This window comes from Chryseobacterium sp. SSA4.19 (assembly GCF_022601875.1).
GTDB lineage: Bacteria > Bacteroidota > Bacteroidia > Flavobacteriales > Weeksellaceae > Chryseobacterium.
Map to the genome: position 1 here is coordinate 79,960 of NZ_JAKVIP010000012.1, position 24,142 is coordinate 104,101.

Here is a 24,142-nt window from a genome sequence, read left to right on the forward strand (position 1 = left end):
TAAATAACAAGTAATTTGTCGATTAATACGCTGACTTGGCAATCAGTAATATTATTTCTTCAACAATTCTTCTCTGAATTTGACAACATCTTTTTCTGAAAGTTTATCATAGATTTCAGCAAAGTCTCTCGTTAAGTATCCCATTGATTCTATTATAAGAACAATAGTTGCCATTGTTGACCTTTTCTTTCCACTAAAAGCACCATTTACTGTGGCTTTGGTCAGTTCTGAATTAGAGTTTGCAGCTATTTTATCATAACTATTAACTACATCAGTATTACCATCAGTTTTCGATGAGTAACTCTTATTCTTACTGAGCATTTTACGCAAAGTAATCGCTGTCTTTAAAATTATAATTTTTTCACTTTCCTTAATCATAAATGCAATTAAGCACATAATAAAAAATATTTTGGTATAGTTTTGTATACCGAAATGTTTTTTCTTATCTTTGTAGAATAAGTTACTTAATTGTAATTTTGCGAACCTTCAAAAATATTAGAAGCTAATCGCTTAGAATCTCGCCTAAGAAAACTGCCAATTTTCAAATAACAACGAGAGGATAAGCAGAAAGCTCACGACCTAGGCGTGGGCTCTCTCTATCTGTTGTTATGGGTATGGCAGTACCTCTGGGCGGATATTGTAGAGTTTCACGCCGTTTTATTTACGTATGCAGTCTGTATACTCTATAATTATTTCTAAGCCGCTTCCTTAAGATATAGTACCAGACGTACGATACAATGGGGTGTACAACTCATTGCGGCTTACCAGCTTTCACGGGACACAATTTCATTCATATTAAATGGCTTTCAGGTGCCTTGCGGTTATCTTAGGCGAAATCCTTTACCGAAGGGCACTGCGAAAGTTTTGTTTTCAAATACCTGAATCCAGTAGTCATAATAAAAAAGAAGAAATGAAATAGAATCATCCTCAACATAAAAAAAGCTCCTCCCATAGTTTGCAGACCCGGGAAAGAGCTAGAGTTTATTCGAGGATTTTAATAAAATTAAAACCTATACAAAACTATGAAAAAATCCTATTCTAACATAGGAAGCATCGGTCTTGTGTTTATGTTTACCGTAATATGCGGCAATATTAAAGCGCAGACCAAGACAGTGAAAGGAACTGTTACTGTCGGAGAGGATCAGTCACCGCTTTCGGGAGTTGTGGTCTCTCAGGAAGGCAGTGACCAGGTTACCTTAACCAATTCAAAAGGAATATATCAATTAGAAATAACAGGAGAAAATCCATTTGTCATCTTTCGGCATCCTGAATATGCTGCAAAGAAGATCGCTCTTGATGGCAGAACAATTGTCAATCTTAAGTTGGATCAAAAGGAACACAGCATTGAGGAAGTGGTGGTCAATGCGGGGTATTATAAAGTGCGGGATAAAGAACGTACGGGGAGTATTGCTCGGGTCTCCGCAAAAGAAATCGAGAACCAGCCTGTGACGAATGTCTTGGCTTCTGCACAGGGAAGGATGTCGGGTGTTTCGATCACTCAGAACTCCGGTACTGCGGGTGGTGGGTTTGATATCCAGATCAGGGGAAAGAACAGCCTGAGGTTTGATGGTAATTATCCTTTGATCATTGTTGATGGTGTACCCCTCAATGCGCAGTCCAACTCCTTAAGTACTTTATCGAACAATATTCTTTCCAAGGGAGAATCAAGTCCGCTCAATTCCATCAACCCGAATGATATTGAAAGTATGGAAGTTCTCAAGGATGCGGATGCAACGGCAATTTATGGTTCCAGAGGAGCAAATGGTGTTGTGATCATAACCACAAAAAAGGGAAAAAAAGGAAAATCCTCGTTGGAGTTCAATGCCATTACTTCTGTATCAAGAACTAATAAGTTGGTAGAAATGGCCAGTACTGAGCAGTATCTTCAGTTGAGAAGAGATGCCTATGCCAATGATGGAATAACAACCTATCCTGTAACAGCATACGATATCAACGGGAAATGGGACCAACGCAGAAATACTGATTGGTACAGGGAATTTATTGGGAAAACTTTTATAAGCCAGCAGCAACAGCTCGCTTATTCTGGAGGATCGGAAAATGTCCAGTATTATCTGGGGTTGTCCAATTTGGAGCAGGGTAGTGCTTTTGGCCATGGTTTAAGATATAAACGTTCTGGATTTAATTTTAGCACAGTCATTACAAGCCCAGACAGGAAACTTAAAATAAGTCCGACCATCTTTTATACGAAGGAAAATAACAACCAGACAGATGCAGACCTTACCCGGCAGATCTTGCTGGCTCCTGATGCTCCAATGTTATATCAGTCTGACGGCAGTCTGAACTGGGAAGGAAATACGTTTACCAATCCTCTGGCAAAACTGGAAAATAAGTATCTGAATGCTATCAGATCATTAGTAACCAACGTTAATGCCTCTTATGAGATCTCAGAACATTGGGCTTTAAAATTGAATGCAGGATATACGCAGACGCAGCAAAATGAATCAAGGATCAATCCCTCGTCCGCCTTCAATCCAGGTTTAGGCTATACAAGCAGTACTTCTGCTCGGTACGAAGGATTGGTTTCAAAGACAAGTTGGATCATAGAACCTCAACTTCACTGGAATACAAAATGGAATGACCATTCTTTCAGCGCATTCCTGGGTTCTACATTTGAGGATAGAAAAAATGATATCGTAAGATTGCAGGCATCTGATTTTACTTCAAATGAGTTTATAGATAATTTGTCCAATGCCAAGGTCCAGAAGATCATTGAAGATACCAATATCGACTACCGCTACACTGCGTTCTTCGGACGTTTCAATTACAATTATTCAGGGAAATACATTTTTAATCTGACAGGTAGGAGAGATGGTTCCAGCAGGTTTGGCCCGGACAAGAGATTTGCCAACTTTGGAGCTGTTGGTGCAGCCTGGTTATTTTCCGAAGAACGCTTATTTAAGCAAAACGTAAAATGGCTGAGCTTTGGAAAGCTGAGGGCAAGTTTGGGGACTTCCGGAAGTGACCTGATCGGGGATTATCAGTATCTCAATACTTATACAACCACATCGCAAGCTTATGATGGAACAATAGGGATCTATCCTTCAAGATTATATAATCCGGATTTCAGTTGGGAGAAAACTACAAAGCTTGAATATGCTTTAGAACTTGGGTTTTTAAAAGATCGTATCAACCTTTCTGTAGGCTGGTTCAGAAACAGATCATCCAATCAATTGGTAGGGATTCCTCTTCCGGCTACTACGGGTTTTGCAACGATACAAAGCAATTTTTCTGCTAAAGTTCAGAACTCAGGAACTGAGGCGGATCTGAGTGTTTCAATTGTAAGGGGACAATATGTGAGATGGAGAATGACCGGAAACTGGACTCTTCCAAAGAGCAGGCTTTTGGAATATGATAATTTGCAATCATCATCTTACTCTTCTACTTATGAGGTGGGACAATCATTAAACATTAAAAAGGTTTATGAGCTTAAAGGGGTCAATCCGACTACAGGGTTGTTTGAGTTTTCCGATCTGAATGGGGATGGTAAGATCGATTCCAATGATAGAACGAAGGTGGTTGACATAGGTGTTAAATATTTCGGTGGAATAGGAAGTCAGGTCTCATATAAAAACTGGTCATTGGATTTTCTTTTTCAATTCGTTAAACAGAGACAGTTCAATTTAGATTATAGTTTACCATTATTAGGCTCTATGTCCAACGTTCCAACCTATATGCTCGATTACTGGTCTCCTGAAAATCCTGATGCAAGATTTCAACGACCTAGTACAGGTTCCAATACCAATGCATCCAGAGCTTTTGCTCAGTATCAGGCCAGTGATGCAGTCATTGTAGATGCCTCATTTATAAGGCTGAATAATGTACAGATAGGCTACAAAGTTCCTCTGTCGGGAACTTGGGTCAATGACCTGACACTCCAGCTGCATGCGCAGAATCTCGTGACCTTCACTAAGTACAAAGGCATTGATCCCGAAGTGCAGGGGTTATTTCTGCCCCTGGCAAGAACGTTCGCCTTTTCAGCTAATATTAAATTTTGACAAAATGAAAAATTCATATCATATTAAAAAGTATTTTTTCCCCTTCATTATTCTATTTTTCGGTTTTTATGTGATAAGCTGTGAGAAGTTTCTTGAAGTGGATGAGCCTAACAATCAGATATCCCAATCTATGGTGTTTAAAGATAAAAGTCTTGCTTATGCAGCTTTGTCGGATGTCTACTCAAATTTGAGGGCCAATACGCTTTTAAATGGTTCGCTTTATGGGGTAGGGACATTAATGGGCTGTTATACGGATGAACTCAATTATGTTAGTAATCAGTCTCTGGATTTTAAGACCTTTTTCGATCTTGGCGTCCAACAGAATACCACGGTTGTAAACACGATCTGGGTGAATGCCTACAAGCAGATCTATGCTGTCAATAATATCATTGAAGGAGTTGAAAAAAGCACAGCCTATCTTGATCAGCAGACCGTTAACCAGATTTTGGGCGAAGCTTATTTTATACGCGGGTTCTTACATTTTTACCTGGTTAATCTCTATGGTGGTGTACCGTATATGACGACTACGGATTATCTGCAAAATCAATCTGTTTCGAGACAGAGTTCAGATAATGTGTATGTTCATATTGAGGAAGATTATCAGAAAGCGGATCAGTTCTTAACAGATCAATATCCTACAGCCCATCGTACGAGAATTAACAGATCAGGCGTCAGATTGGCATTGGCCAGACTCTATCTATACAAACAGGAATGGGCAAAAGCCGGAATAATGGCGGATCTGATCATTCAAAATCCTCTTTATACCATGGAACAGGATATTTCAAAGACGTTTTTAAAGGACAGTAAAAGCGCTGTCTGGCAATTTATGCCTTTGGAAGCAGGGGTCAATACCTTGGAAGGACAGTATTATATTTTTGTCACTTTGCCTCCGCAAAATGTCGTTTTATCTCAAAATCTATTGAATTCGTTCGAACCCGATGATCAGAGAAAACTAAAATGGACAAAGACTTTATCTAATGCAACGATGAATTATTCTTATCCGTATAAATATACCCAGAATAATAAAACTTCATCATCATTAGAATTTTCAATTGTGTTGAGGGTCGAAGAGGCTTACTTGATCTCGGCTGAAGCTGAAAATGAGCTGGGAAATATTCAAACTGCAATGACCCGCTTAAATCAATTGAGACAAAGGGCAGGGCTTGCAGGTCTTGATAATTTGAATCAGCAGCAGATCAGAACTGCTGTGATGGATGAACGGCGACACGAATTGTTTACTGAGTTCGGACATAGATTCTTTGATCTTAAAAGAAGAGGTCTGTTAAATACCTATATGCCAACAGTTAAATCATCTTGGAAAAACCATATGTCTCTATTGCCCTTACCTGAAAATGAATTGATTGCCAATCCCTCTCTTAAACCTCAGAATGATGGGTATTAGATTTTATGCATCATTATTTGCCTTATGGTGTTTCTGTTGCGGAAAAATTTCTGGACAAAGGATCTTAGATGATCGAAAATTTGATAAATGGTACAAGATCGTTAATTCGGATATCAGTAATAATGGTCATTGGAGCTCATTTACCAAAATTTTTGACAACTCTGAAAAAAGAACAGTTCTTTTAAATGTAAAGACCAAAGATACGATCTCCTTTAAAAATGTAGTCAGGAGTTTTCTCAATGATGATCTCTTTGTAGTTCTTCAATCAGATAATAGTCTATTAATGATCAACTTAAAAACTAAAGAGAAAAAAGTGATCAAGGATGTATCTGATTTTAATTTTAAAGATGATCTTCAATATGGTCTTATCATAACACGCTCTAAACAGCTTTTCGGTATAGGAAAGTCTCTGAGGTTGTTTAATATTGCAGAAAGGATATCAAAAATTCAGACGCTTGATAATGATATGTCATTGGTTCTGGGGAGTGATTTTTCTTTCGTAGTTAGTTATAGAACAGGTAAGATCATAACAAGATTTGACAGTATAAGATCGCAAGAGCTGATCAATCATACGCCTGACATCTCACGTAAATTATCAAAGTTTATTGTAAAAGATAGTGGAAGACTGAAAGTCTTATTCTACAAATGGAATGGAGAGAAAATATTAGATAAATTCATTGACCACAAGTTTAATGATTTTACGGGATTTGGATTTGGCGATCAGAATATGTTTATTGCATCAAGGAAAAACAAACCCATTTCCTACAAAGACAGCATTGAGAATTGGTACGGTAGTGACCTTGCTTTAAAACCCAATTTCGAGGCAAGAAAAAATAGAGATTTTGAAGCATTACTGCTTGATCTATCAACCGGGGAACAGGTATCTAATGAAAGTGATCCAAATGTAAGCAATCGTTATTTGATCTTTAATGATCGGTATATTTTAGAGGTTCTGGATTTTGCCAATGGTGATTCCGAAACTGAGTTTTTAATTCCCTCCATTAGAATTAGAAATGTTTATAGTAACAAAGTTGAATTTGAAGTTCAAAAAGCGAAACAGTTTTATCCGGTAGGAGAAGGTTCACTGATCTACTTTGAAAACCGGGATTGGTGGATGTATAATTTGCATTCCAAGAAGAAAGAAAATTTGACGAGTAAAATAAAGGAAAAATTTTATCGATCTAACAGACAAAATGAGAGTAACCTCAATTCGGCAGGAGATCTGTTTTTTTCGAATAATATGAGTAAAATTTATCTAACCTCAGTTTCGAATCTGTGGGAATATGATCTGAATTCTAAGACATATAAAAATATAACTAAGTCTTCTGATCCGGAAGTATCCTTTAAGATATTAAATAGATCGGTAGTGACAAGTGCACCTCTTAGATGGACCAGATATCGGAAGATCAAAGAAAATTATATTTTAATTAAGGTAAGTCATAAAGATGATATTCGAGAGGGGCTTTCTGTGTATGACGGACAGAAACTTGAAAGGATTTCAGGTTTGGATTTTTATAAGCTCGATCAATTCGTCTGTTCTAAAGGTAATATAAGTTTCACCAAAGAAAATGCTAACACGCCCTATATGTTGGAAGAATACAACATCAGAGATAAAACATTGAAGGTTATTTATGAGTCCAATAAGCCAATGTTTAAGAAAGAAAAATTTCCAAAAGCAGAATTAATTGATTTTAGGGATGATGATGGAAATGCAACCTATGTAAGTGTCATTCTGCCTCCGGGCTATGATCATAATAAAAAGTATCCTGCCATAGTATGTGTCTACGAGAATGAAGCGGCTTCCTATAAGTCTTTTTATTTTCCGAGCGTTTTCAATCAGTCCGGATTCAACCGTTCCCTGACTGCTATGGAAGATTATATTATCATTTTGCCCAGGATAAAATATATCATCGATCGACCTGGAGAATCTGCTCTCAAGTCAGTTAATAAAGCTATTGAAGTAGCATCTGATTCTTTTAGTATAGATCAAAGTAAAATGGGAATAGTGGGGGAGTCATTTGGTGGTTTTGAAACAAATTATATCATTGCGCACTCGGGCCTGTTTAAAGCGGCCATAAGCGGAGCTTCACTATCTGATATAACAGCCTCTTATTTTTCAGTCAGTAAGACCAATTTTAGACCGAACATCTGGAGATATACAGATCAAAGCTTTCGATTTTCCGGTAATTTTTATGATAATAAAAATGTCTATTTTAATAATAATCCTGTCTTCAATGCCGATAAGATAAACACCCCGCTCTTGCTGTGGGCAGGAAAAGAAGACCGTCACGTTGATTTTGAGCAGAGTATTGCAATGTTTGTCGGATTAAGAAGTCTTAATAAACCTGTTGAACTCATGTTATTTCCACAGGATGGACATACACTGATGAAACCTGAAAATCAAAAGAAAGCAACTCAATATTTCCTGAAATGGTTCGATCGTTATCTTAAATAGAAACTATGATAAAATAAAGAAAGCTGCCGATAGGCAGCTCTTTTTATTATGGTCTGTAAAGAGATTCAGGGCAACTTGTTCCCTGAAGTTCCCGCAAAACGTTACCGTTGCCATCCTGACAGGCAAAAGCCGAAGGGATGGTCGAGCATTCAATAAATGTATTTTCACATTTTGGATTGGCCGGATCTGAAACATCCAGCATATGTCCATCTACAATAGCGCTGTTATGCGCCTTGAAACTTTGGGTTGTCAATGCTGCTCCTGTAGCTAGTAATCCTACGCATACAGGTAAAATGAATTTTTTCATAATAAAGTAATTTTAGTTTTTGCCTACTCTTTTATAGGTTTTGGGCTTTCCCTATTAAATTGTTTTGATATCACTTGCGCATAGCGGTATCTCACAATTTCGCTTCCGATCAATGTATAAAAGAACTGATCGGTTGCCAACATTTGGGTCATCTTATCGTCACCGCGGTTTTCGACGTAGAAACTTCCCAGATATTCTCTTTTACTGATGTTGTACATATCTACAACACTATTGTTTTTCCAGTGTTTTCTCAGTTCATACCTTCCAATCAAATTCGATCTATTAAATAAAATGTCTTGCTGGACAGTTGCATATGCATTGACGATCTGTGGTGGTGCTGCCATTTTCTTTATACCATTTTTCATTTCGACCACTTTGATTCGAGGCGTTGAAATCGTATCAATGGTATGATGTATCAATTTTTGACTTATGGTCTTATCAAAAACATCAAAACGGTTTTTGTAGTAATAAACATAGATCAGTGATTCACTAAACGGGCTGTATAATAACTGTCCATCTGTCTCAAACAGACCATTTCCATCCAATGATGCATCGTTCAATTTTACTCGGTTATCTTCTGAAAGATTTAATAATCCTAGTGTATTGGAACCACTGTTACTGCTTTTGGAACGTAAAGCAATATGATCATTGTCGATAATTTCCAGATCACTGAAATAAGCGTTGTTTACACTAACGATCTTCATTTCAGTTTGCCCTATTGGAGCTTTGTAAATTATAGGAATTTTCCCATCGTATAAAAATACATACGGAGGGGTTACTTTAATTTTCGTACTTGACCACTTGAATTTCTTATAATTTTCAGGCTTCAGTAAATACTGTTTATAAAGTTTTAAGTCTTTTGAGAGTGCAGTTAGAAGAAATGGAGAAGTATAATTTCCAAGATAGATCTTATCATTATCATGTCCGGCAAAATAAAATGAATTGAATTTCAAATCATAACGATCTATTTCGACCACGCCATGATGAGGAAAACGCCTGATAAAATTGTTTTCTTTTTTTATCATATATTCAGAAGTATAATATAATAATACCACCAAACCACTACTAAATACCAACATAAAAAGAACTACCGATATAGTTCTTTTATAATTTACATTTCTATCAATTTCTACCAGAAAATAGGAGATAATGGCTAACAAAATGCAGCATATGTTGAAAACCAGATGTGTATTCCAATCCATTTTTTCCAATATACCTCCGCACGAACAAGGTATAAATTCACTATAATTCAAAATAATGTAAATGTATACTGTAAATGCTGCCATCAGTCCTATTGAGAAGTAAAGTCCAATCCTTCTGGTTATAGGAATGGCTAGTAAAAAAGCAATCGCTATTTCAATAATGATGGTGAAATATGATACAATTCCTGCATAAGCACTTAATAGTGGTGATTGACCGATCTGTATTTGAAAATTCTCAAAATCTAATATTTTACTTATGCTGGCATAGCAAAATAATAGTATGAAAAAATAACCTGTACATTCTACAAATCTTGATTTGAAGGTTTTCATTGGTCTGATTTTACTTCTGTTTTATCCTTTTCTGATCAATATCCATTTGACATTCTTTCCGCAGTAGGCCGGCATGATCTCTCCCTTTGAGACATATATGATCGTTCCGAGCCTTCCCTGCGTTTCCCATTCGCCGCTGACGGTGCATTTTCGCCCTGTGGCTAGCGTGATTTTCTGATCTTCCATACCGAGGCTTATCGTCTGGGTTCAGCTTAGACTACCACACTGAATCGGTCGGCACTTTCCAATGTTGCTTGTCATCTTGCGGTTCATCGTCGTCGCCGGTTTCCTTGGACGCGGAATCAACCTGCGCTTCCTGGCTTCGTGCGTATTCGGTTTGATATTGATTACTCTTGTACTGGATGCGTTGAGCGTTGTCCTCAGGCATTTCATTATTGGTGGTTTCTCTGTCGCACGATACCATACCAAGTACTGGTGCCAGCATTAAAATTGAGATATACTTTTTCATAGTCGTTTGTAATTTTTGATGTTTTAAAAAAGTCTATCCCGGCCGGGTTCGTTTAGAATTCTGACATCGAAATTAGCGGGACTGATGCCATGAAAAAAGTGAAGGTGGTAACGATGGATCTTTTAACAGGGAATGATTGGTACATTGTTCCCTTTATTTTTATGGTTATCGTTCTGATAGTCAAGTATTAACATGATTTTAAGTTCGGGGAAAATGAAACAGGTGTTTAATTGTCGATTTTTCAGTAAATTTGAATATATCTCATTGTTATGAACTATCATAATAGCATTTTACTACTGATCTTTAATCTGTTTTGGTGTTTTATTGATGGCCATCAATACCCTGAACGATCGTATAAGGAAATCGCAGCACTGTACAATTCCTACCATGAAAATGACGAAAGGGCCTTGATCTTCGTAAACCTGTACATTAATAAAGCAAAGGATGAGAATGATCTCAAAAAACTGATCAGAGGTTATGAAGAGGCGATATACTACAGTGCACAATCTGAGAGAAAACTGTTATATGCAGACAGTGCCATCATATGTGCCTTAAGGTCCCGCGATACTGATCAAATTGCACGGGCCTATCTGGGCAAAGGTATTATCTACTATTATAACCGCAGGCAGTACAAGCCTGCGCTGGAAGAATACCTGATTGCATTCAGGTACTCAAAAAATTCCGAGGACCTCTATCTTAAAAATAAAATTACCTACCACCTTGGAATGGTAAAGAGCTATTTGGGATATTACAGGGAAGCTGCTGCTCATTTTAGAGAGACTGCTGAGTACTTCGGGAAAAAAGCAAAAGAGAACGAAAACATGACGTTGAGAATCAATAACGAGCGAGGCTATTTTAACAGTATCTACAGGCTGAGTACGTGCTACAAACATTTACATCTTTACAAACAGGAAGATTCTCTCATCAATATAGGACTGGAGCAGCTTCGAAAAAGGAAGGAGTTTCTACCTGAGCTTGGCCTGTTCAGAAAGGGGAAAGGTATTCAAATGCTGCGGCAGGGCAGAGCGGACGAAGCCCAGGAACAATTAATCGCATCAAGGGATATTTTAAGCAGCGTACGTGATCAGGCTTCTTTGACAACCGTTTACTTTTATTTAGGGAAATTATACTGGTATAAGCGGGACAGAATTGATGCTGTAAACTATTTTAAGAAAGTGGACTCCCTGGTGAATAAATTCTGCTTTATCACGCCTGAGATCAGGTCCAATTACGAATACCTGATCAATGATGCAAAAAGAAATAAAGATAAAGACGGCCAGCTGTATTATACCGGGCAGCTTCTGAAGGCAGATTCGATCATTAATGCAGATTTTGCAATGCTCTCTTCCAGGCTCTACCGAGAGTATGATACATATACTTTAATTGAGGAGAAAAACAGACTTGAAAAAAAACATGATAAAGACCTGGCGTTGATCTACATCTCTGTTGGGACCGGAATGTTGTTTTCATCTTATATGATCTGGCGATCCCGCAAAAGAGAAAGAAGGCTTACGCAGAAGTATAAGGAACTACTTATCAAATTAAGAGAGTCAGAAAATCAGCAGTCCGTTCACGATCATACGGTGAACAGCGAGGAGAAAAGTCTTTACAGTCCTGAGATCATTGAAGATATACGAAGCAAATTGAAGGGATTTGAGGATCAAAAACTGTTTCTCAACCAGAATCTTACCATCCCAACAGTTGCAAAAATGCTCGGAAGTAATCGGACGCATCTGTCTTATGTGCTCAATGTCCATATGGGGATTTCATTCCCAAGCTATCTGAAAGAATTACGGATCCGGTATATCACGAAACTTATTTTGGAGGACAACAAATATCTGAATTATAGTATTGATGCCTTGGCGGTTGAGTGCGGAATGACCAACCGGCAAAAATTTTCGTCCCATTTCCTGGAAATCAATGGAATGAGACCGATTGATTTCATCAGAAAAAGACAGCAGGAGCTGAGAGATAGTTGATTTTATCTGTTTTTAAGCCGATTTTTACGTGAACATTAAAGGTAAACGTATGAACGGAAAGAATTTTCGAAAAAAGATCGATCAGCTTTGGATAGAGCTCAACAACGCTGTCGACCAGATCAACAGGAGCAATAATGGCATCGTAAGCTGTTCCGAAGAAATATTGATGGAAACCGATTCGGCGATAAGGCAACTGAAGGAATTGCTGCGTAGTTACCAGTTCACAGACTGGAGTGAAGAAATTTATTTCTTCAAAACCATCAAACCAAAATTTATATCACTTTATATCTATTATGCGAAGATATTATCAATAGAGTCTTCAAGGCCTTATTCGGACCCCGAGGTGCTGAAGTCTTATTATCAGAATGAAAGAGCCAATCTGCTGCACTTTTATAATGAGCACAAAGATTTTATGACGTACTATCGCCGTAAATCTACTTATCTCGATAAGAAATACTTTGTCCGATTTAAGTTTGATTTCAAGCTGAAGCTCAGCCCCGAACTCTACAGCTACGATGAGGACTTTTCGACATCCCACGACCACCTGGTGTCCCAGATACTAGCGAATGATCTGCTGGAACAATTCCTTGCGGACAAAATCAATTCAGGTGATTACCTTGGACATTCTCCCGAAACGGTCAAAAGTATTGAGTGGACAGCGCCTAAGGTAGCATTGACCGAACTGCTGTATGCGCTTCATCTCACAAAATGTTTCAATGGCGGACATGCTGACCTGGCGGAGATTTTCAGATGGGCAGAAAGTTCGATGAATATCAATTTAGGGAACTACCACAAGACGCTGGCAGAATTGCGGCTGCGTAAAACCGACAGAAGTAAGTTTCTTTCACTGCTGCAACAGAACTTTAATCAATATCTCGATGATCTGGACGTATAATTATTTGTTTTCGATTGTTTTTTATTTGATTCTTTACTCTGAATTGATCCGTTAGAAACTTTTGTAATGTTATTTTGTCTGAATTGGTTACATTCTATGTCTCTGTTTTTAGAGAGTAACTTATGAAGCTTTTGTTTGTAGCGTAAATACTGTAATCTTTCGGTAGTACCGAAGAACTACCGAAAGATATCTCCATTGCTTTTGGAATTTTGTCTTGTGATTATTTTATCACAAGACGATAATCTTAAAAGCTATGGAAAAGAAAAGTATTGATCCTAAGACGCCGATATGGCAGCTGACCGTTGCTGAATTTCTTGAAGTGTCCCAAAATTTGAATACAGAGAAGAAATATGAGTATGGGCTTAAAGGCCTTGCCAAGATTCTTGGATGCTCTGTTTCGAAAGCGTCTGAGGTTAAGTCTTCGGGCATATTGGATAAGGCAATCATTCAAAACGGTAATATTATCATCATCGATAAGGAAAAAGCTTTACAGCTGTTCGGAAAAAAATAAACGATGTACTATGTTGAGCTTATCGACCGCTTCTGGATATTCAGTGACAGGTTCAAGCCCGGGACTGCTGTAACTTCCCTGTACCTATATCTGCTTAATATCGCAAAAGAAAAGGATTCTTATCAGTTCATGATGTCTGATGTTGAGCTGGGGAAAAGGCTGGGGCTTAGCAGGGCAACCATAAAAACAGCCAGGGAAAAGCTTAGGGATTCGGGATTGGTTCAATATACAGCCGTAAGCGGTGTTGCAGCAAGCTACAGGCTGATTGTTAATTATCCTATCGACGAAACCAATTGTGATGAAACGTCAAATGATGTCGTAGAGCCCATTGTTTTCACTAAAGAGAATGAAATTCGTTTTCGAAGCGAAGAGAAAAATAAGTCCGAGACTGCTGATACCATTGGTGACAAAGATCCAACGTCTGTATCCCGGGAGTCTTTAAAGGGAAAAAGAATGGTGCCGGACCTCCAGGAATTTTTAATGTACGCCAGGTCACTGGATGCCTACAGTCCTGAACTTGATGACATTATCAAAGATAAATATTCAAACTGGTTATTCAATGACTGGAAAAGCGACTCGGGAAGGGTTATTACCAATTGGCGTACATCGCTCAAAAATATATTGCCGTTTCTGAAATCCGGAGGTAAAGATTCTCAACTGACGATTGACAGGATACCCGATATCCGGCATCCCAAAGTAGACCCTGAATTGTAAGTGTTGTCAGAATAATTAAAAAATAAGAAGGATATGACATTCCCTCAGAAGGACAGAAGAATTGTCAGAAAAGAATATACAGCAAGGACAGGGAAGGAGCCGGAAAGAATCAGACTGGGAAATGGTTTCGTAGATGATTTTATATTCGAGGATCAGGAAGCGGCTGATATTCCGATCAATGCATTGCGTGTCATATTCAATATCATTGCAACCATCAGCAGCGAGCAGTTCCGACCGGAAGACCGACCGCAACAACTTTCTTTGTTTAATGAGGAATTCGAGACCGACAACAATGTTTTTGCCGTGATGAAAATCAAAAACCATAAGATCTCACCCAGCGGTTCCACCAGGCAGGTCATTGATGCCTATGAATTTCTGGCCAGGTTCAGGATGGGCTGGTACCGAGCGGTCAATTCCCGGGGAAAGGAGATTCGAACGTTCGGAGGTCTTATCTCAACACCAAGCTATGAGCATCGCGGCTATACCAGTTTCTTGATTAGCAGCTACTGGCTGAAAAAGCTGATGGTCATTCCACAGTATAATTATGTGCTGTATAACCTGGTGTACAACATTAGGAACAACAAGCATATCATCTTTGCGATTTGGCTGTCAAAAATTCCACCGACCGGCACAGCTCTGAAGCTCTCTACATTGAACAGAAAGTTCGGACTCAACTACAAAACAGCTAACGACCTGTGCTTTAAATTTCTAAAGCCCGCCAGATCAAATCTTGATCGGTATAATAGTTTATCATTCCACTTTAAATATAAAGGGGATATGATCTCAATCATACCGTACGCAACGGATGCCGTTCCTGAAAAAAGGGTAGAACCGGATAACGTGCCAATTGATATTACGAGACGGCTAAGGTATTTCAGGAAAAGATATGGTTTACAAGAGGATGAAATGTTGCAGTTTTCCTACCAGTATAAAAATATTCTGCAGACACGCGAGCTGATTGAAAAGGCATTCAGGCAATTGATCAGAACGTCCAGGTTAAAAGGGAAAAGTTCTACCGAATTCCAGGGCAGAAGATTTTTGATGGAGATCCAAAAGAATATGATTAAACTCTATCGTGAAAGCAAGATCGGAAAACTGCTGCCGAATGGCTATCCGGTTATCCTGTGAATTCGGATTGGTACTCATCCGTATTTCGGAATTGTACTGCTTTCAAATTCGGAATTGCGCTCGCTGAAGTTAATGACGTATTAACAAAACAAGCATAAGGAATCTGATATCGGACTTGGACTCATTCCTGAAAGTCTGGTAAGCTTGCCGTTTGTTGATTATACCTCAAGATTGCGGATAAGGTTCTGATCTGAAGAATTGGTTGTAATTGAAAACGGATTTGCACTCATTTCAAAAACGGTGCTTTTTCGAATTTATACTCATTTTAATTTCGGAAATGAACTGATCTCCATATCGGAATTGGACTCATTCCTAAAATCATCCAAGCGGTTTCTAAGATTGCAGTACACCAAATAGCTAAAAGTAGAGTGAAAAGGATGAAAAGTTATTTTTTATTTAAAAAGAAATTGGTAAGAGAAACGTGCTTTAAAAAAGAAAAAAATGAATTGCGGAAAAATCAAACAAAATATCAGCATCCGTTCGTTGCTGGAATCATTCAACCTTTTTCCTGTCAAAGAAAATCGCAGAACCGCTTTTTACTTTGCGTTGGACAGAGAAGAGACTATTCCAAGTCTTTGTGTGGATTTTATTAAGAATATCGCTTTTGATTTTGGAACAGGGAAGAGTTACGATGTAATTTCTGTTGTGCGGCAAATAAAAAAATGCTCCGTTGCGGAAGCATTGGAATACCTTGCATCGTTTAATTTTACGGTTAATATTGAACGGTTTGCTGAAGAGATACAACCTAAAACTTCTTACACAATACTAAAAGTAGACGAAGTCAGGCACCCTGCATTGATTCAATATCTGGATTCGAGAAAAGTTTCTGAGCAAAAGAAGTGCGTTAGGGAGGTGCATTATGAACTTAATGGAAAAAAGTATTTCGGGATCGGATTTAAAAACGATTCCGGTGGTTTTGAAATAAGGAACAAGTATGCTAAAATCTGTCTCGGTGCGAAAGATGTAAGTTGGATCAGTAATTCAAAGAATATGAATCATGAGGTGGCAGTTTTCGAAGGCTGCTTTGACTATTTAACCTTTAGGAATCTTGAATGTAAATTAGGTTTGACCTGCGATTGTTTAATTTTAAACTCTACGGCTATGCTTTTTAAAGCTGAGAAAATATTAGATACATATGAGAAAATCTTGCTTTATCTTGACAATGACAAAAACGGAAAGTTTGTTGCATCAAAAATTAAAAAAGAATATACTAATGTAGAAGATTGCTCTTTAATGTATTACGATTTTAAAGATATGAATGATTGGTTTATTAAAAATGCAAACAGTTTAAATGATTTTTAACTTATTGCTGTTTTTTATAATTTAAAAAAATTAGATTATAATTTTACTATTAATTTTTATTATCGTAATATTGCAATATAAAAATATCAATTATGGGACTTACTAAAACAGAAATCTTCACAGACGAGCAAAATAATCTAGCTTCTCTCTTTAAAGTTTTGGCACATCCTGCAAGAATCGCAATCCTCCAATACATCATTAATCAGAAAGCCTGTATTTGTAATGACTTAGTGGACGAACTTGGACTAGCACAGGCGACCATCTCTCAACATTTGAAAGAATTGAAAAGTATCGGGATTATTCAAGGAACTATCGAAGGGAAATCAGTTTGCTATTGTATCGAAGATAAAAAATGGAAAAAGATTCAGGTATTGTTCAATCAATTCTTTGAACAAGATGTAAAAGTTGGGCAATGTTGCTAACAATTTTTTTTATCCATTTAACATCGTCATATTGCAATATATAAATTAAATAAACATTAATTATTATGAAACTATCAAACATCAAAGAAATCTTACCAAAATTGAACAATGTAGAATTTCAATTAGAAAACGGGAAATTTGTTCCTGAGCATTTTCACGTTACAGAAATAGGAGTTATTACAAAACATTTCATAGACTGCGGTGGCAATACCAGAAATGAAAAGGTTGTCAATTTCCAATTGTGGGATGCGAACGACTTTGAGCATAGATTGAAGCCGACCAAACTCTTGGACATCATCTCACTGTGTGAAGACAAACTGGGAATCGAAGATTTAGAGATAGAGGTTGAATATCAAAGCGAAACTATCGGTAAGTATGATTTAGATTTTAACGGAAATAATTTTGTTCTGAAAAATAAACAAACTGCTTGTCTGGCTAATGAAGCTTGCGGAGTTCCTGAAGGAAAACAAAATGTCAAAATTTCTGATTTGAATACTTCGTGCTGTACTCCTAATTCGGGTTGTTGCTAAAAAAAGAAAGCGTAATGGAAATCAGACCTATAACTAAAGACAATTTTTCGGAAGTCATAGAAATCTACAAACAGGGATTGGCAACCAATATAGCCACTTTTCAAAACGATTCTCCACAATGGGAAGAATGGGATAAAAAACATCTCGATTTTTGTAGAATCAGCATTTATGATAATGATAAGATGCTTGGCTGGACGTCTTTGACACCTGTTTCAAGCCGATGTGTCTATTCGGGTGTAGCTGAAGTAAGCGTTTATGTTGCAACGGATGCACGAGGTAAAGGAATCGGAAAAACTCTTTTGACAGAATTAATCCAACAAAGCGAAGAAAACGGGATATGGACATTACAGTCCGGTATATTCGCCGAAAATGAAGGCAGTATCAAGCTACACGAGAAATGTGGATTCCGATTAGTTGGTTACCGAGAAAAGATCGGTAAGAAAAATGGGATTTGGAAAGATAACGTTCTTATGGAACGCAGAAGCAAAAATATCGGAATAGATTAATAAGAATAAAGCTTAAATAAAGACTATGTATCCAGAATTAACCAATACTATACAGCAATTACAACATCAAAGCATTAGTGAAGAAAGAAAAATTACATTGCAGTCATTAATTGATTTTGTACAGCAAAAAATGGATGAAGGAAAAGATATTAATCTCGTTTTCATTTGTACCCATAATTCACGCAGAAGTCACCTCTCACAAATCTGGGCGCAAGCTGGAGCTGCCTATTTTAATATTCCAAATGTGCGTTGTTATTCGGGAGGTACGGAAGAAACGGCATTATTTCCAAAAGTGGCTGAGACACTCGTAAATCAAGGTTTTAACATTTTCAAAATTGCGGATGAAAATAACCCTGTATATGCTATCAAGTATAATGATGATTCGTTACCTGTAATTGGATTTTCAAAAAGATATGATAGTGCGTTCAATCCTACATCCGGTTTTGCCGCAATTATGACCTGTTCACAAGCAGACGGTGGTTGTCCTTTCATAGCAGGAGCAGAGAAAAGAATCCCTATCACATTCGAAGATCCTAAAATCTCCGATAACACACCACAGCAGTCACAAGTATATGCAGAAAGAAGTTTGCAGATCGCTTCTGTAATGTTCTACGTTTTCTCTAAGATAAAAAAATAGTTTTTATGCAACCAAAGCTAAAATTTCTTGACCGCTACCTTACCTTATGGATATTCCTTGCAATGGCAGCAGGTATAGGCTTAGGATATTTCTTTCCTTCAATTTCACAAATTACAAATGCGATGTCCGTAGGAACGACAAATATTCCATTGGCAATTGGTCTTATTTTGATGATGTACCCCCCTTTGGCAAAAGTTGATTATTCACTATTACCTCAAGCATTCAAAGATAAAAAAGTAATAGGTATTTCATTATTTCTCAATTGGTTTGTTGGGACTGTGCTGATGTTCGGATTAGCAGTTTTGTTTTTACGAAATGAACCCGATTATATGACAGGATTGATACTGATAGGTTTGGCGAGATGTATTGCAATGGTAATTGTCTGGAGTGATCTGGCAAAAGCCAACAGAGAATATACCGCTATGCTGGTTGCATTGAACAGTATATTTCAGGTGGTTTTTTACAGCTTTTTAGTTTGGCTGTTTATCAATGTATTACCAAGCAAATTAGGACTGGCCAACTTCAACGTAACGGTATCAATGAAAGATGTTTCAGAGAGTGTATTGATTTATTTAGGGGTTCCATTTTTAACAGGTTTTCTAAGTCGTTACTATCTTATCAAATCAAAAGGTATAGAATGGTATAACAGAAAATTTGTTCCAAGAATATCACCTGTTACATTGTATGCTTTACTATTTACCATTGTAATAATGTTTAGTCTGAAAGGAGACAAAATATTGGAGCTGCCAATGGATGTGATAAAAGTTGCCGTACCGTTGGTTATCTATTTTGTAATGATGTTTTTTGTCAGCTTCTTTATCAATAAATCTTTAAATATCCCCTATGATAAAAATGCCTCAATCGCATTTACCGCTACAGGGAACAACTTTGAATTAGCGATAGCTGTAGCAATAGCAGTTTTCGGAATTCATTCTCCGCAGGCTTTTGTAGGGGTTATCGGACCATTAGTGGAAGTTCCTGTGCTTATATTACTTGTAAAAGCAAGTTTGAGTTTAAAAAATAAATACTGATATTACCATTATTTTTTCCGTTGTACAAAGATCTGAACAAACTGAAAATCAGAATGAAAAAATAATAAGATTTAGAGATTTGAGTTAATTAATTCATCTTCCTTCTTGGTAATCCGATCTCATGTTCCTGTGGATAAGGCTTTCTAAAGGTCATGCTGACATCTTCCCTGATATTGTTATAAGCTTCGTACGCTTTGTCTTTATCCAAAGTATATCGGGGGTCATGAATGAAAGGCATTTTTGCCATTTTTAAAATGGTTATGGTGGGAAAGTGAAAATCGACCTCCACGGTTCCTAATAATAAATAACATCCACCACCTTGAAAAGGATATTGAGTTAGATTGTCAGGGAAATGCGCTGTATCAAAATATTCACCTTCCGCATCGATCCAAGTACCGAAAAACATTGTTCCTCTTTTTGTCGGAACGTGCTTTCGGGAAATCAGATAGGCCAACATCTTGACCTGCTTCTTGTGGTATTTCGTCAGGTCCTTTGCCATCACGCTGCCTCTGTATTTGGTTTGTAATAAGTCGAACGGACTTACCGAAACCGGAAATCCCAAGATCTCAATTTCGTCAAAAGCATCCTCCAAAGGATGCCTTTGTACTTTTGGAAGTGTGTATTCTTTTTGCGGTTCTTCCAGTAATGTCAAATGCTTAAAACTCGGCCTGTTTCCTGCTAAAAGAAATCGGGCTTCAATTAACAGTTCGTGCTTTTGCTTTCCGGTAAACCTGAATGCTCCTATGAATATTAAAGTTTGTAAGGTCTCGATACCAATGGGGATTCTTTTGACAAAGTTTTCCAGGGAGGTATAATCACCATTATTTTTTCGTTCTTCAGGAATTAAAACCGCGATTTTGCTTTCGAGCTTTTCGATGTGCATCAATCCTAAATAGACGTTTTTTTCATAAACCGTAGTCTGGTATTCACTTAGATTGACACAAGGGTTTAATATGGTTGCACCTGACATTTTCGCTTCATGGGCATATACCTCTGTTCTGTAGAAACCGCCGCCATTATTGATCGCCGAAACCATAAATTCAATAGGGTAGTACACCTTCAGATAAAGACTTTGGTAGCTTTCTACCGCATAGGATGCCGAATGGGCCTTGCAGAATGAATAGCCTGCAAAGGATTCTATCTGGCGATAGACCTCTTTGGAGAGCTGCTCCGGATGACCCAGGGCTTTACAGGATTCGAAGAAATGGTCTTTGACTTTCTGCAGGGCAGAGAGCGAACGTCCTTTGCCGCTCATCGCCCGGCGTAATACATCGCCGTCAGCAGGGGAGAGGCCTCCGAAATGAAGGGCGATTTTGATAACATCCTCCTGGTAAACCATAATCCCGTAAGTCTCTCCCAGTTCCTTTTCAAAAACCGGATGGAAATATTCAAATTGATCAGGATTATTATGGCGGAAAATATATTCCTTCATCATTCCGCTTTGTGCCACGCCCGGACGTATGATGGATGATGCTGCTACCAATACTTTATAATTGTTGCATTTTAATCTTCGGAGAAGTCCGCGCATAGCAGGACTTTCAATATAGAAGCAACCGATTGTTTTTCCCCTGCTCAGAAATTCATTGCATTTCTCTTCATCTTTTGACAAGCTCACATCACGGATATCAACTTTGATACCTCGTTTCTCTTCGATGAGTTTTACCGTATCTTTGATGGTTCCTAAGCCCCGCTGGGAAAGGATGTCGAATTTTTCCAGACCGATTTCCTCAGCCACGTGCATATCGAACTGGACGATCGGAAATCCTTTCGGCGGCATTTCCAATGCGGAGTAATTGGTGATGGGCTCTTCAGAGATTAGAATCCCGCAAGAGTGCATACTTCTCTGGTTTGGAAATTTCTCTAAAAGCTTTCCATATTTGTGAACCATTGCTGACACCGAATTAATATCGTGCTGCTCAATAGATCTGGTGGCAAGCTCGTCAAGCTCCTCTTTTGGCAGACCAAATGCTTTTCCCACCTCACGGAAGATCGATCTGTATTTAAACTCGACATTTGTTCCGCAAAATGCCACGTGGTCTTTTCCATATTTATCAAAGATGTATTGTAAAATCGTATCCCTGTTCTGCCAGCTCCAGTCGATATCAAAATCCGGCGGTGTTTTCCGGTTCAGATTCAGAAAGCGTTCAAAGTACAGATCAAGCTCCAGCGGGCAGATGTCTGTAATGCCAAGACAGTAGGCCACAATACTATTGGCACCGCTTCCGCGACCGACATGCATAAACCCCATCCGATTGCTGTACTGTATGATGTCCCATGTGATGAGAAAGTAAGCACAGAAATTCAGCTGATCAATGACATCAAGTTCCTTGTCCATCCGTGCTCTTGCCTTTCCGTCATCATCAGGATATCTCTTAATAAACCCTTTATAGGCAAGTTCCTTCAAAAGCTTTATATCGCTGTCTTTACTTTCTGTAAAGTTCTTTTTGTTTTTAGGGGTCTTATAATCAAAATGGAAATGGCATTGTTCCAGTAATTGTTTCGTATTTTCAATGATCTGTGGATAATGATGGTAATTCTTTAAAAGCTCATCCTTTGAGATCAGCTTCTCGTTTGGGCCGCATATATCATTTTCTTCAAGCTTAGTGACCAGGGTATTCCGGTCGATGGCACGCAGGATCTTATGCAGTCTATATTCTCTCTTTGTTGTAAAAGTTACCGGCTGTAACATGACCATTCTTGGCAGATACTTTCTCAGGCTGGGATTGATCAAAAGATTGATCTCTTCGGGACGTATCCCGATGTATTCGTTTCTGCCCAGTTTCTCAGGATAATTGCTCAGAGGGTATACGACAAAGACCTCCGACAGATCAGGGTGATGTACAGGCAAGTCCTTTCCTTCACAATTATGCTGTGTCAAAAGCCTGTTGATCTCACCAATACCTGATTGATTTTTTGCCAGGCAGATATAATACTGTCTATTGTCATTTCTTATATCCACACCCACGACTGGCCTTATGTTGCTTCTTTCACATAACCTGTGAAAATCATAAATGCCGGAGATACAATTGATGTCGGTCAAAGCAGACGCACCGATTCCCAGATCAACACACTGCTGAACCAGTTCTTTTACGGAAATAGTGCCGTAGCGTAAGCTGTGGAAAGAATGACAATTGATGAACATAACATCGTGAATTTATTGGTTTAAAAATGCGGATGCCCGGCCAACGCTATCTGAACCGAATCTCGTTTTAATTTTGTCCAACGTTTGATAAAGACTGATAAGCTCTTCCGTATCTTCAAACAGGTTCATCTGGTGACAGCCGTGAACTAATCCGGTAAATTTTATCCCTATCAGCCTGATTCGCATCCTGCGGTTGTAGACCTTTTCAAATAATTCTAATGCATACCTGAGCAGCGTATGGTCGGATGAAGTGTAAGGGATCATGTATTGCTTGGTCTCCGTATCGAAATTGGAATACCGAATCTTTACCACAACGGTAGATGTCAGCCACTTCTCCTGACGGAGCTGGAAGCATAAGTGTTCCACCATTCCTGACAGTATGCTCTTTATGGCGGTGATATCGATGGTATCCTGTGAAAATGTATTTTCCTTTGAGATGGACTTTCTTTCGGAATGGGGAATAACTGGCGTTTCATCAATGCCGTTGGCTTTCTTCCAGAGTTCCTGCCCGTTTTTTCCGATCAGCTGGTGCAAAACTTCAATCGGTGTTTCCGATAGGGTTTCAATGGTTCTGACTCCTAATCTGGATAAGAGTTGAAAAGTGACATTCCCAACCATTGGAATCTTCTTTATGGAAAGTGGATTCAGAAAGGGCTTGATGTTCTGCTCAGGAATTTCAAGTTTTCCGATGGGCTTCGATTCCCCGGTTCCGATTTTGGAAACAGTTTTATTGGTGGATAAGGCAAAGCTGATGGGCAGACCAGTATTTTTTCTGACAGCCTCTGCAATTTCAGTGGTCCATTGATAACAACCGAAAAATTTATCCATCCCGGAAAGATCAAGATAGAATTCATCAACACTTGCCTTTTCAAGAACAGGGACTTTTTCCTGTATGATCTCTGTAACGATATGCGACATATTGGAGTACATTTCCATATCGCCCCGGATTACCTTTGCTTCCGGGCAAAGCCTTAAAGCCATCTTTATCGGCATGGCACTTCGCACCCCAAAATATCGTGTTTCATAAGAGCAGGATGCTACCACTCCTCTGTCTCCGCCACCAATGATAAGCGGCTTTCCAACAAGTTCGGAGTTCTTCAGTCTCTCACAGGAGACGAAGAATGTGTCAAGGTCCATATGGGCAATCGCGCGATTCATGTTGAC

21 protein-coding genes are annotated in these 24,142 nt (G+C 38.4%); 14 read left to right on the forward strand and 7 right to left on the reverse strand.

Annotated features, from left to right (window positions below):
- Window positions 1-51 precede the first annotated feature (51 nt).
- The gene (locus MKJ01_RS10185) at window positions 52-378 is read right to left on the reverse strand and encodes a hypothetical protein (protein ID WP_241613713.1); all 327 of its coding nucleotides are present in this window, start codon (window positions 376-378) and stop codon (window positions 52-54) included.
- A 644-nt stretch (window positions 379-1,022) separates the two neighbouring features.
- Between MKJ01_RS10185 and MKJ01_RS10190 the strand changes: the two genes are divergently transcribed.
- From MKJ01_RS10190 to MKJ01_RS10200, 3 genes are read left to right on the forward strand one after another with little or no spacing between them, the layout of a single operon-like run.
- Complete coding sequence (locus MKJ01_RS10190; RefSeq protein ID WP_241613711.1) at window positions 1,023-4,016, forward strand: SusC/RagA family TonB-linked outer membrane protein; 2,994 nt, start codon at window positions 1,023-1,025, stop codon at window positions 4,014-4,016.
- Window positions 4,017-4,020: 4 nt separating this feature from the next.
- Complete coding sequence (locus tag MKJ01_RS10195) at window positions 4,021-5,418, forward strand: RagB/SusD family nutrient uptake outer membrane protein (protein WP_241613710.1); 1,398 nt, start codon at window positions 4,021-4,023, stop codon at window positions 5,416-5,418.
- Complete coding sequence (locus tag MKJ01_RS10200) at window positions 5,405-7,873, forward strand: S9 family peptidase (protein WP_241613708.1); 2,469 nt, start codon at window positions 5,405-5,407, stop codon at window positions 7,871-7,873. The genes MKJ01_RS10195 and MKJ01_RS10200 overlap by 14 nt, the downstream gene beginning before the upstream one ends.
- A 46-nt stretch (window positions 7,874-7,919) precedes the next feature.
- On the opposite strand, the gene MKJ01_RS10205 is transcribed toward MKJ01_RS10200, so the two are convergent.
- Genes MKJ01_RS10205 through MKJ01_RS10220 form a run of 4 tightly spaced genes read right to left on the reverse strand, consistent with a single transcriptional unit; the run spans window position 7,920 to window position 10,181 of the window.
- On the reverse strand, window positions 7,920-8,180 hold the full coding sequence (locus MKJ01_RS10205; protein WP_241613706.1) for a DUF6520 family protein: 261 nt from the start codon (window positions 8,178-8,180) through the stop codon (window positions 7,920-7,922).
- A 23-nt stretch (window positions 8,181-8,203) separates the two neighbouring features.
- Window positions 8,204-9,712 carry a MauE/DoxX family redox-associated membrane protein gene (locus tag MKJ01_RS10210; RefSeq protein WP_241613704.1) on the reverse strand — a complete coding sequence of 503 codons (1,509 nt, stop codon included), beginning with the start codon at window positions 9,710-9,712 and terminating at the stop codon, window positions 8,204-8,206.
- Window positions 9,713-9,733: 21 nt separating this feature from the next.
- Window positions 9,734-9,898, reverse strand: coding sequence for a hypothetical protein (locus MKJ01_RS10215; protein ID WP_241613702.1), 165 nt, complete (start codon window positions 9,896-9,898; stop codon window positions 9,734-9,736).
- Window positions 9,899-9,929: 31 nt separating this feature from the next.
- Window positions 9,930-10,181 carry a hypothetical protein gene (locus MKJ01_RS10220; RefSeq protein WP_241613700.1) on the reverse strand — a complete coding sequence of 84 codons (252 nt, stop codon included), beginning with the start codon at window positions 10,179-10,181 and terminating at the stop codon, window positions 9,930-9,932.
- Between the two features lie 269 nt (window positions 10,182-10,450).
- Between MKJ01_RS10220 and MKJ01_RS10225 the strand changes: the two genes are divergently transcribed.
- The 11 genes from MKJ01_RS10225 (at window position 10,451) to arsB (ending at window position 19,836) form a co-directional block, all read left to right on the forward strand.
- Window positions 10,451-12,160, forward strand: a complete 1,710-nt coding sequence (locus MKJ01_RS10225; RefSeq protein WP_241613698.1) for a helix-turn-helix domain-containing protein — start codon at window positions 10,451-10,453, stop codon at window positions 12,158-12,160.
- A gap of 49 nt (window positions 12,161-12,209) precedes the next feature.
- Complete coding sequence (locus MKJ01_RS10230) at window positions 12,210-13,055, forward strand: RteC domain-containing protein (protein WP_241613697.1); 846 nt, start codon at window positions 12,210-12,212, stop codon at window positions 13,053-13,055.
- A gap of 253 nt (window positions 13,056-13,308) precedes the next feature.
- On the forward strand, window positions 13,309-13,566 hold the full coding sequence (locus tag MKJ01_RS10235; protein ID WP_241613695.1) for a DUF3853 family protein: 258 nt from the start codon (window positions 13,309-13,311) through the stop codon (window positions 13,564-13,566).
- A 3-nt stretch (window positions 13,567-13,569) separates the two neighbouring features.
- Window positions 13,570-14,280, forward strand: a complete 711-nt coding sequence (locus MKJ01_RS10240) for an Lrp/AsnC family transcriptional regulator (RefSeq protein WP_241613693.1) — start codon at window positions 13,570-13,572, stop codon at window positions 14,278-14,280.
- 33 nt (window positions 14,281-14,313) lie between these two features.
- On the forward strand, window positions 14,314-15,408 hold the full coding sequence (locus tag MKJ01_RS10245; RefSeq protein ID WP_241613691.1) for a hypothetical protein: 1,095 nt from the start codon (window positions 14,314-14,316) through the stop codon (window positions 15,406-15,408).
- Between the two features lie 441 nt (window positions 15,409-15,849).
- Entirely contained in the window at window positions 15,850-16,710 is an 861-nt protein-coding gene (locus MKJ01_RS10250; RefSeq protein WP_241613689.1) for a toprim domain-containing protein, read from the forward strand.
- Window positions 16,711-16,802: 92 nt separating this feature from the next.
- Window positions 16,803-17,132: a helix-turn-helix transcriptional regulator gene (locus MKJ01_RS10255; RefSeq protein ID WP_241613687.1), complete on the forward strand. Its 330-nt coding sequence runs from the start codon at window positions 16,803-16,805 to the stop codon at window positions 17,130-17,132.
- A 65-nt stretch (window positions 17,133-17,197) separates the two neighbouring features.
- Window positions 17,198-17,662, forward strand: a complete 465-nt coding sequence (locus MKJ01_RS10260) for a DUF6428 family protein (RefSeq protein WP_241613685.1) — start codon at window positions 17,198-17,200, stop codon at window positions 17,660-17,662.
- Window positions 17,663-17,676: 14 nt separating this feature from the next.
- Complete coding sequence (locus MKJ01_RS10265) at window positions 17,677-18,168, forward strand: GNAT family N-acetyltransferase (protein WP_241613683.1); 492 nt, start codon at window positions 17,677-17,679, stop codon at window positions 18,166-18,168.
- 25 nt (window positions 18,169-18,193) lie between these two features.
- Window positions 18,194-18,805 carry a hypothetical protein gene (locus MKJ01_RS10270; RefSeq protein WP_241613682.1) on the forward strand — a complete coding sequence of 204 codons (612 nt, stop codon included), beginning with the start codon at window positions 18,194-18,196 and terminating at the stop codon, window positions 18,803-18,805.
- Window positions 18,806-18,810: 5 nt separating this feature from the next.
- A complete protein-coding gene (arsB, locus tag MKJ01_RS10275) occupies window positions 18,811-19,836 on the forward strand; it encodes an ACR3 family arsenite efflux transporter (RefSeq protein WP_241613679.1) in 1,026 nt (341 codons plus the stop codon).
- An 88-nt stretch (window positions 19,837-19,924) separates the two neighbouring features.
- Here the strand turns inward: arsB and MKJ01_RS10280 are convergent, their stop codons facing one another.
- Entirely contained in the window at window positions 19,925-22,978 is a 3,054-nt protein-coding gene (locus MKJ01_RS10280) for a DNA polymerase III subunit alpha (protein ID WP_241613677.1), read from the reverse strand.
- Window positions 22,979-22,990: 12 nt separating this feature from the next.
- A complete protein-coding gene (gene dinB / locus MKJ01_RS10285; protein WP_241613675.1) occupies window positions 22,991-24,136 on the reverse strand; it encodes a DNA polymerase IV in 1,146 nt (381 codons plus the stop codon).
- Window positions 24,137-24,142: the final 6 nt, after the last annotated feature.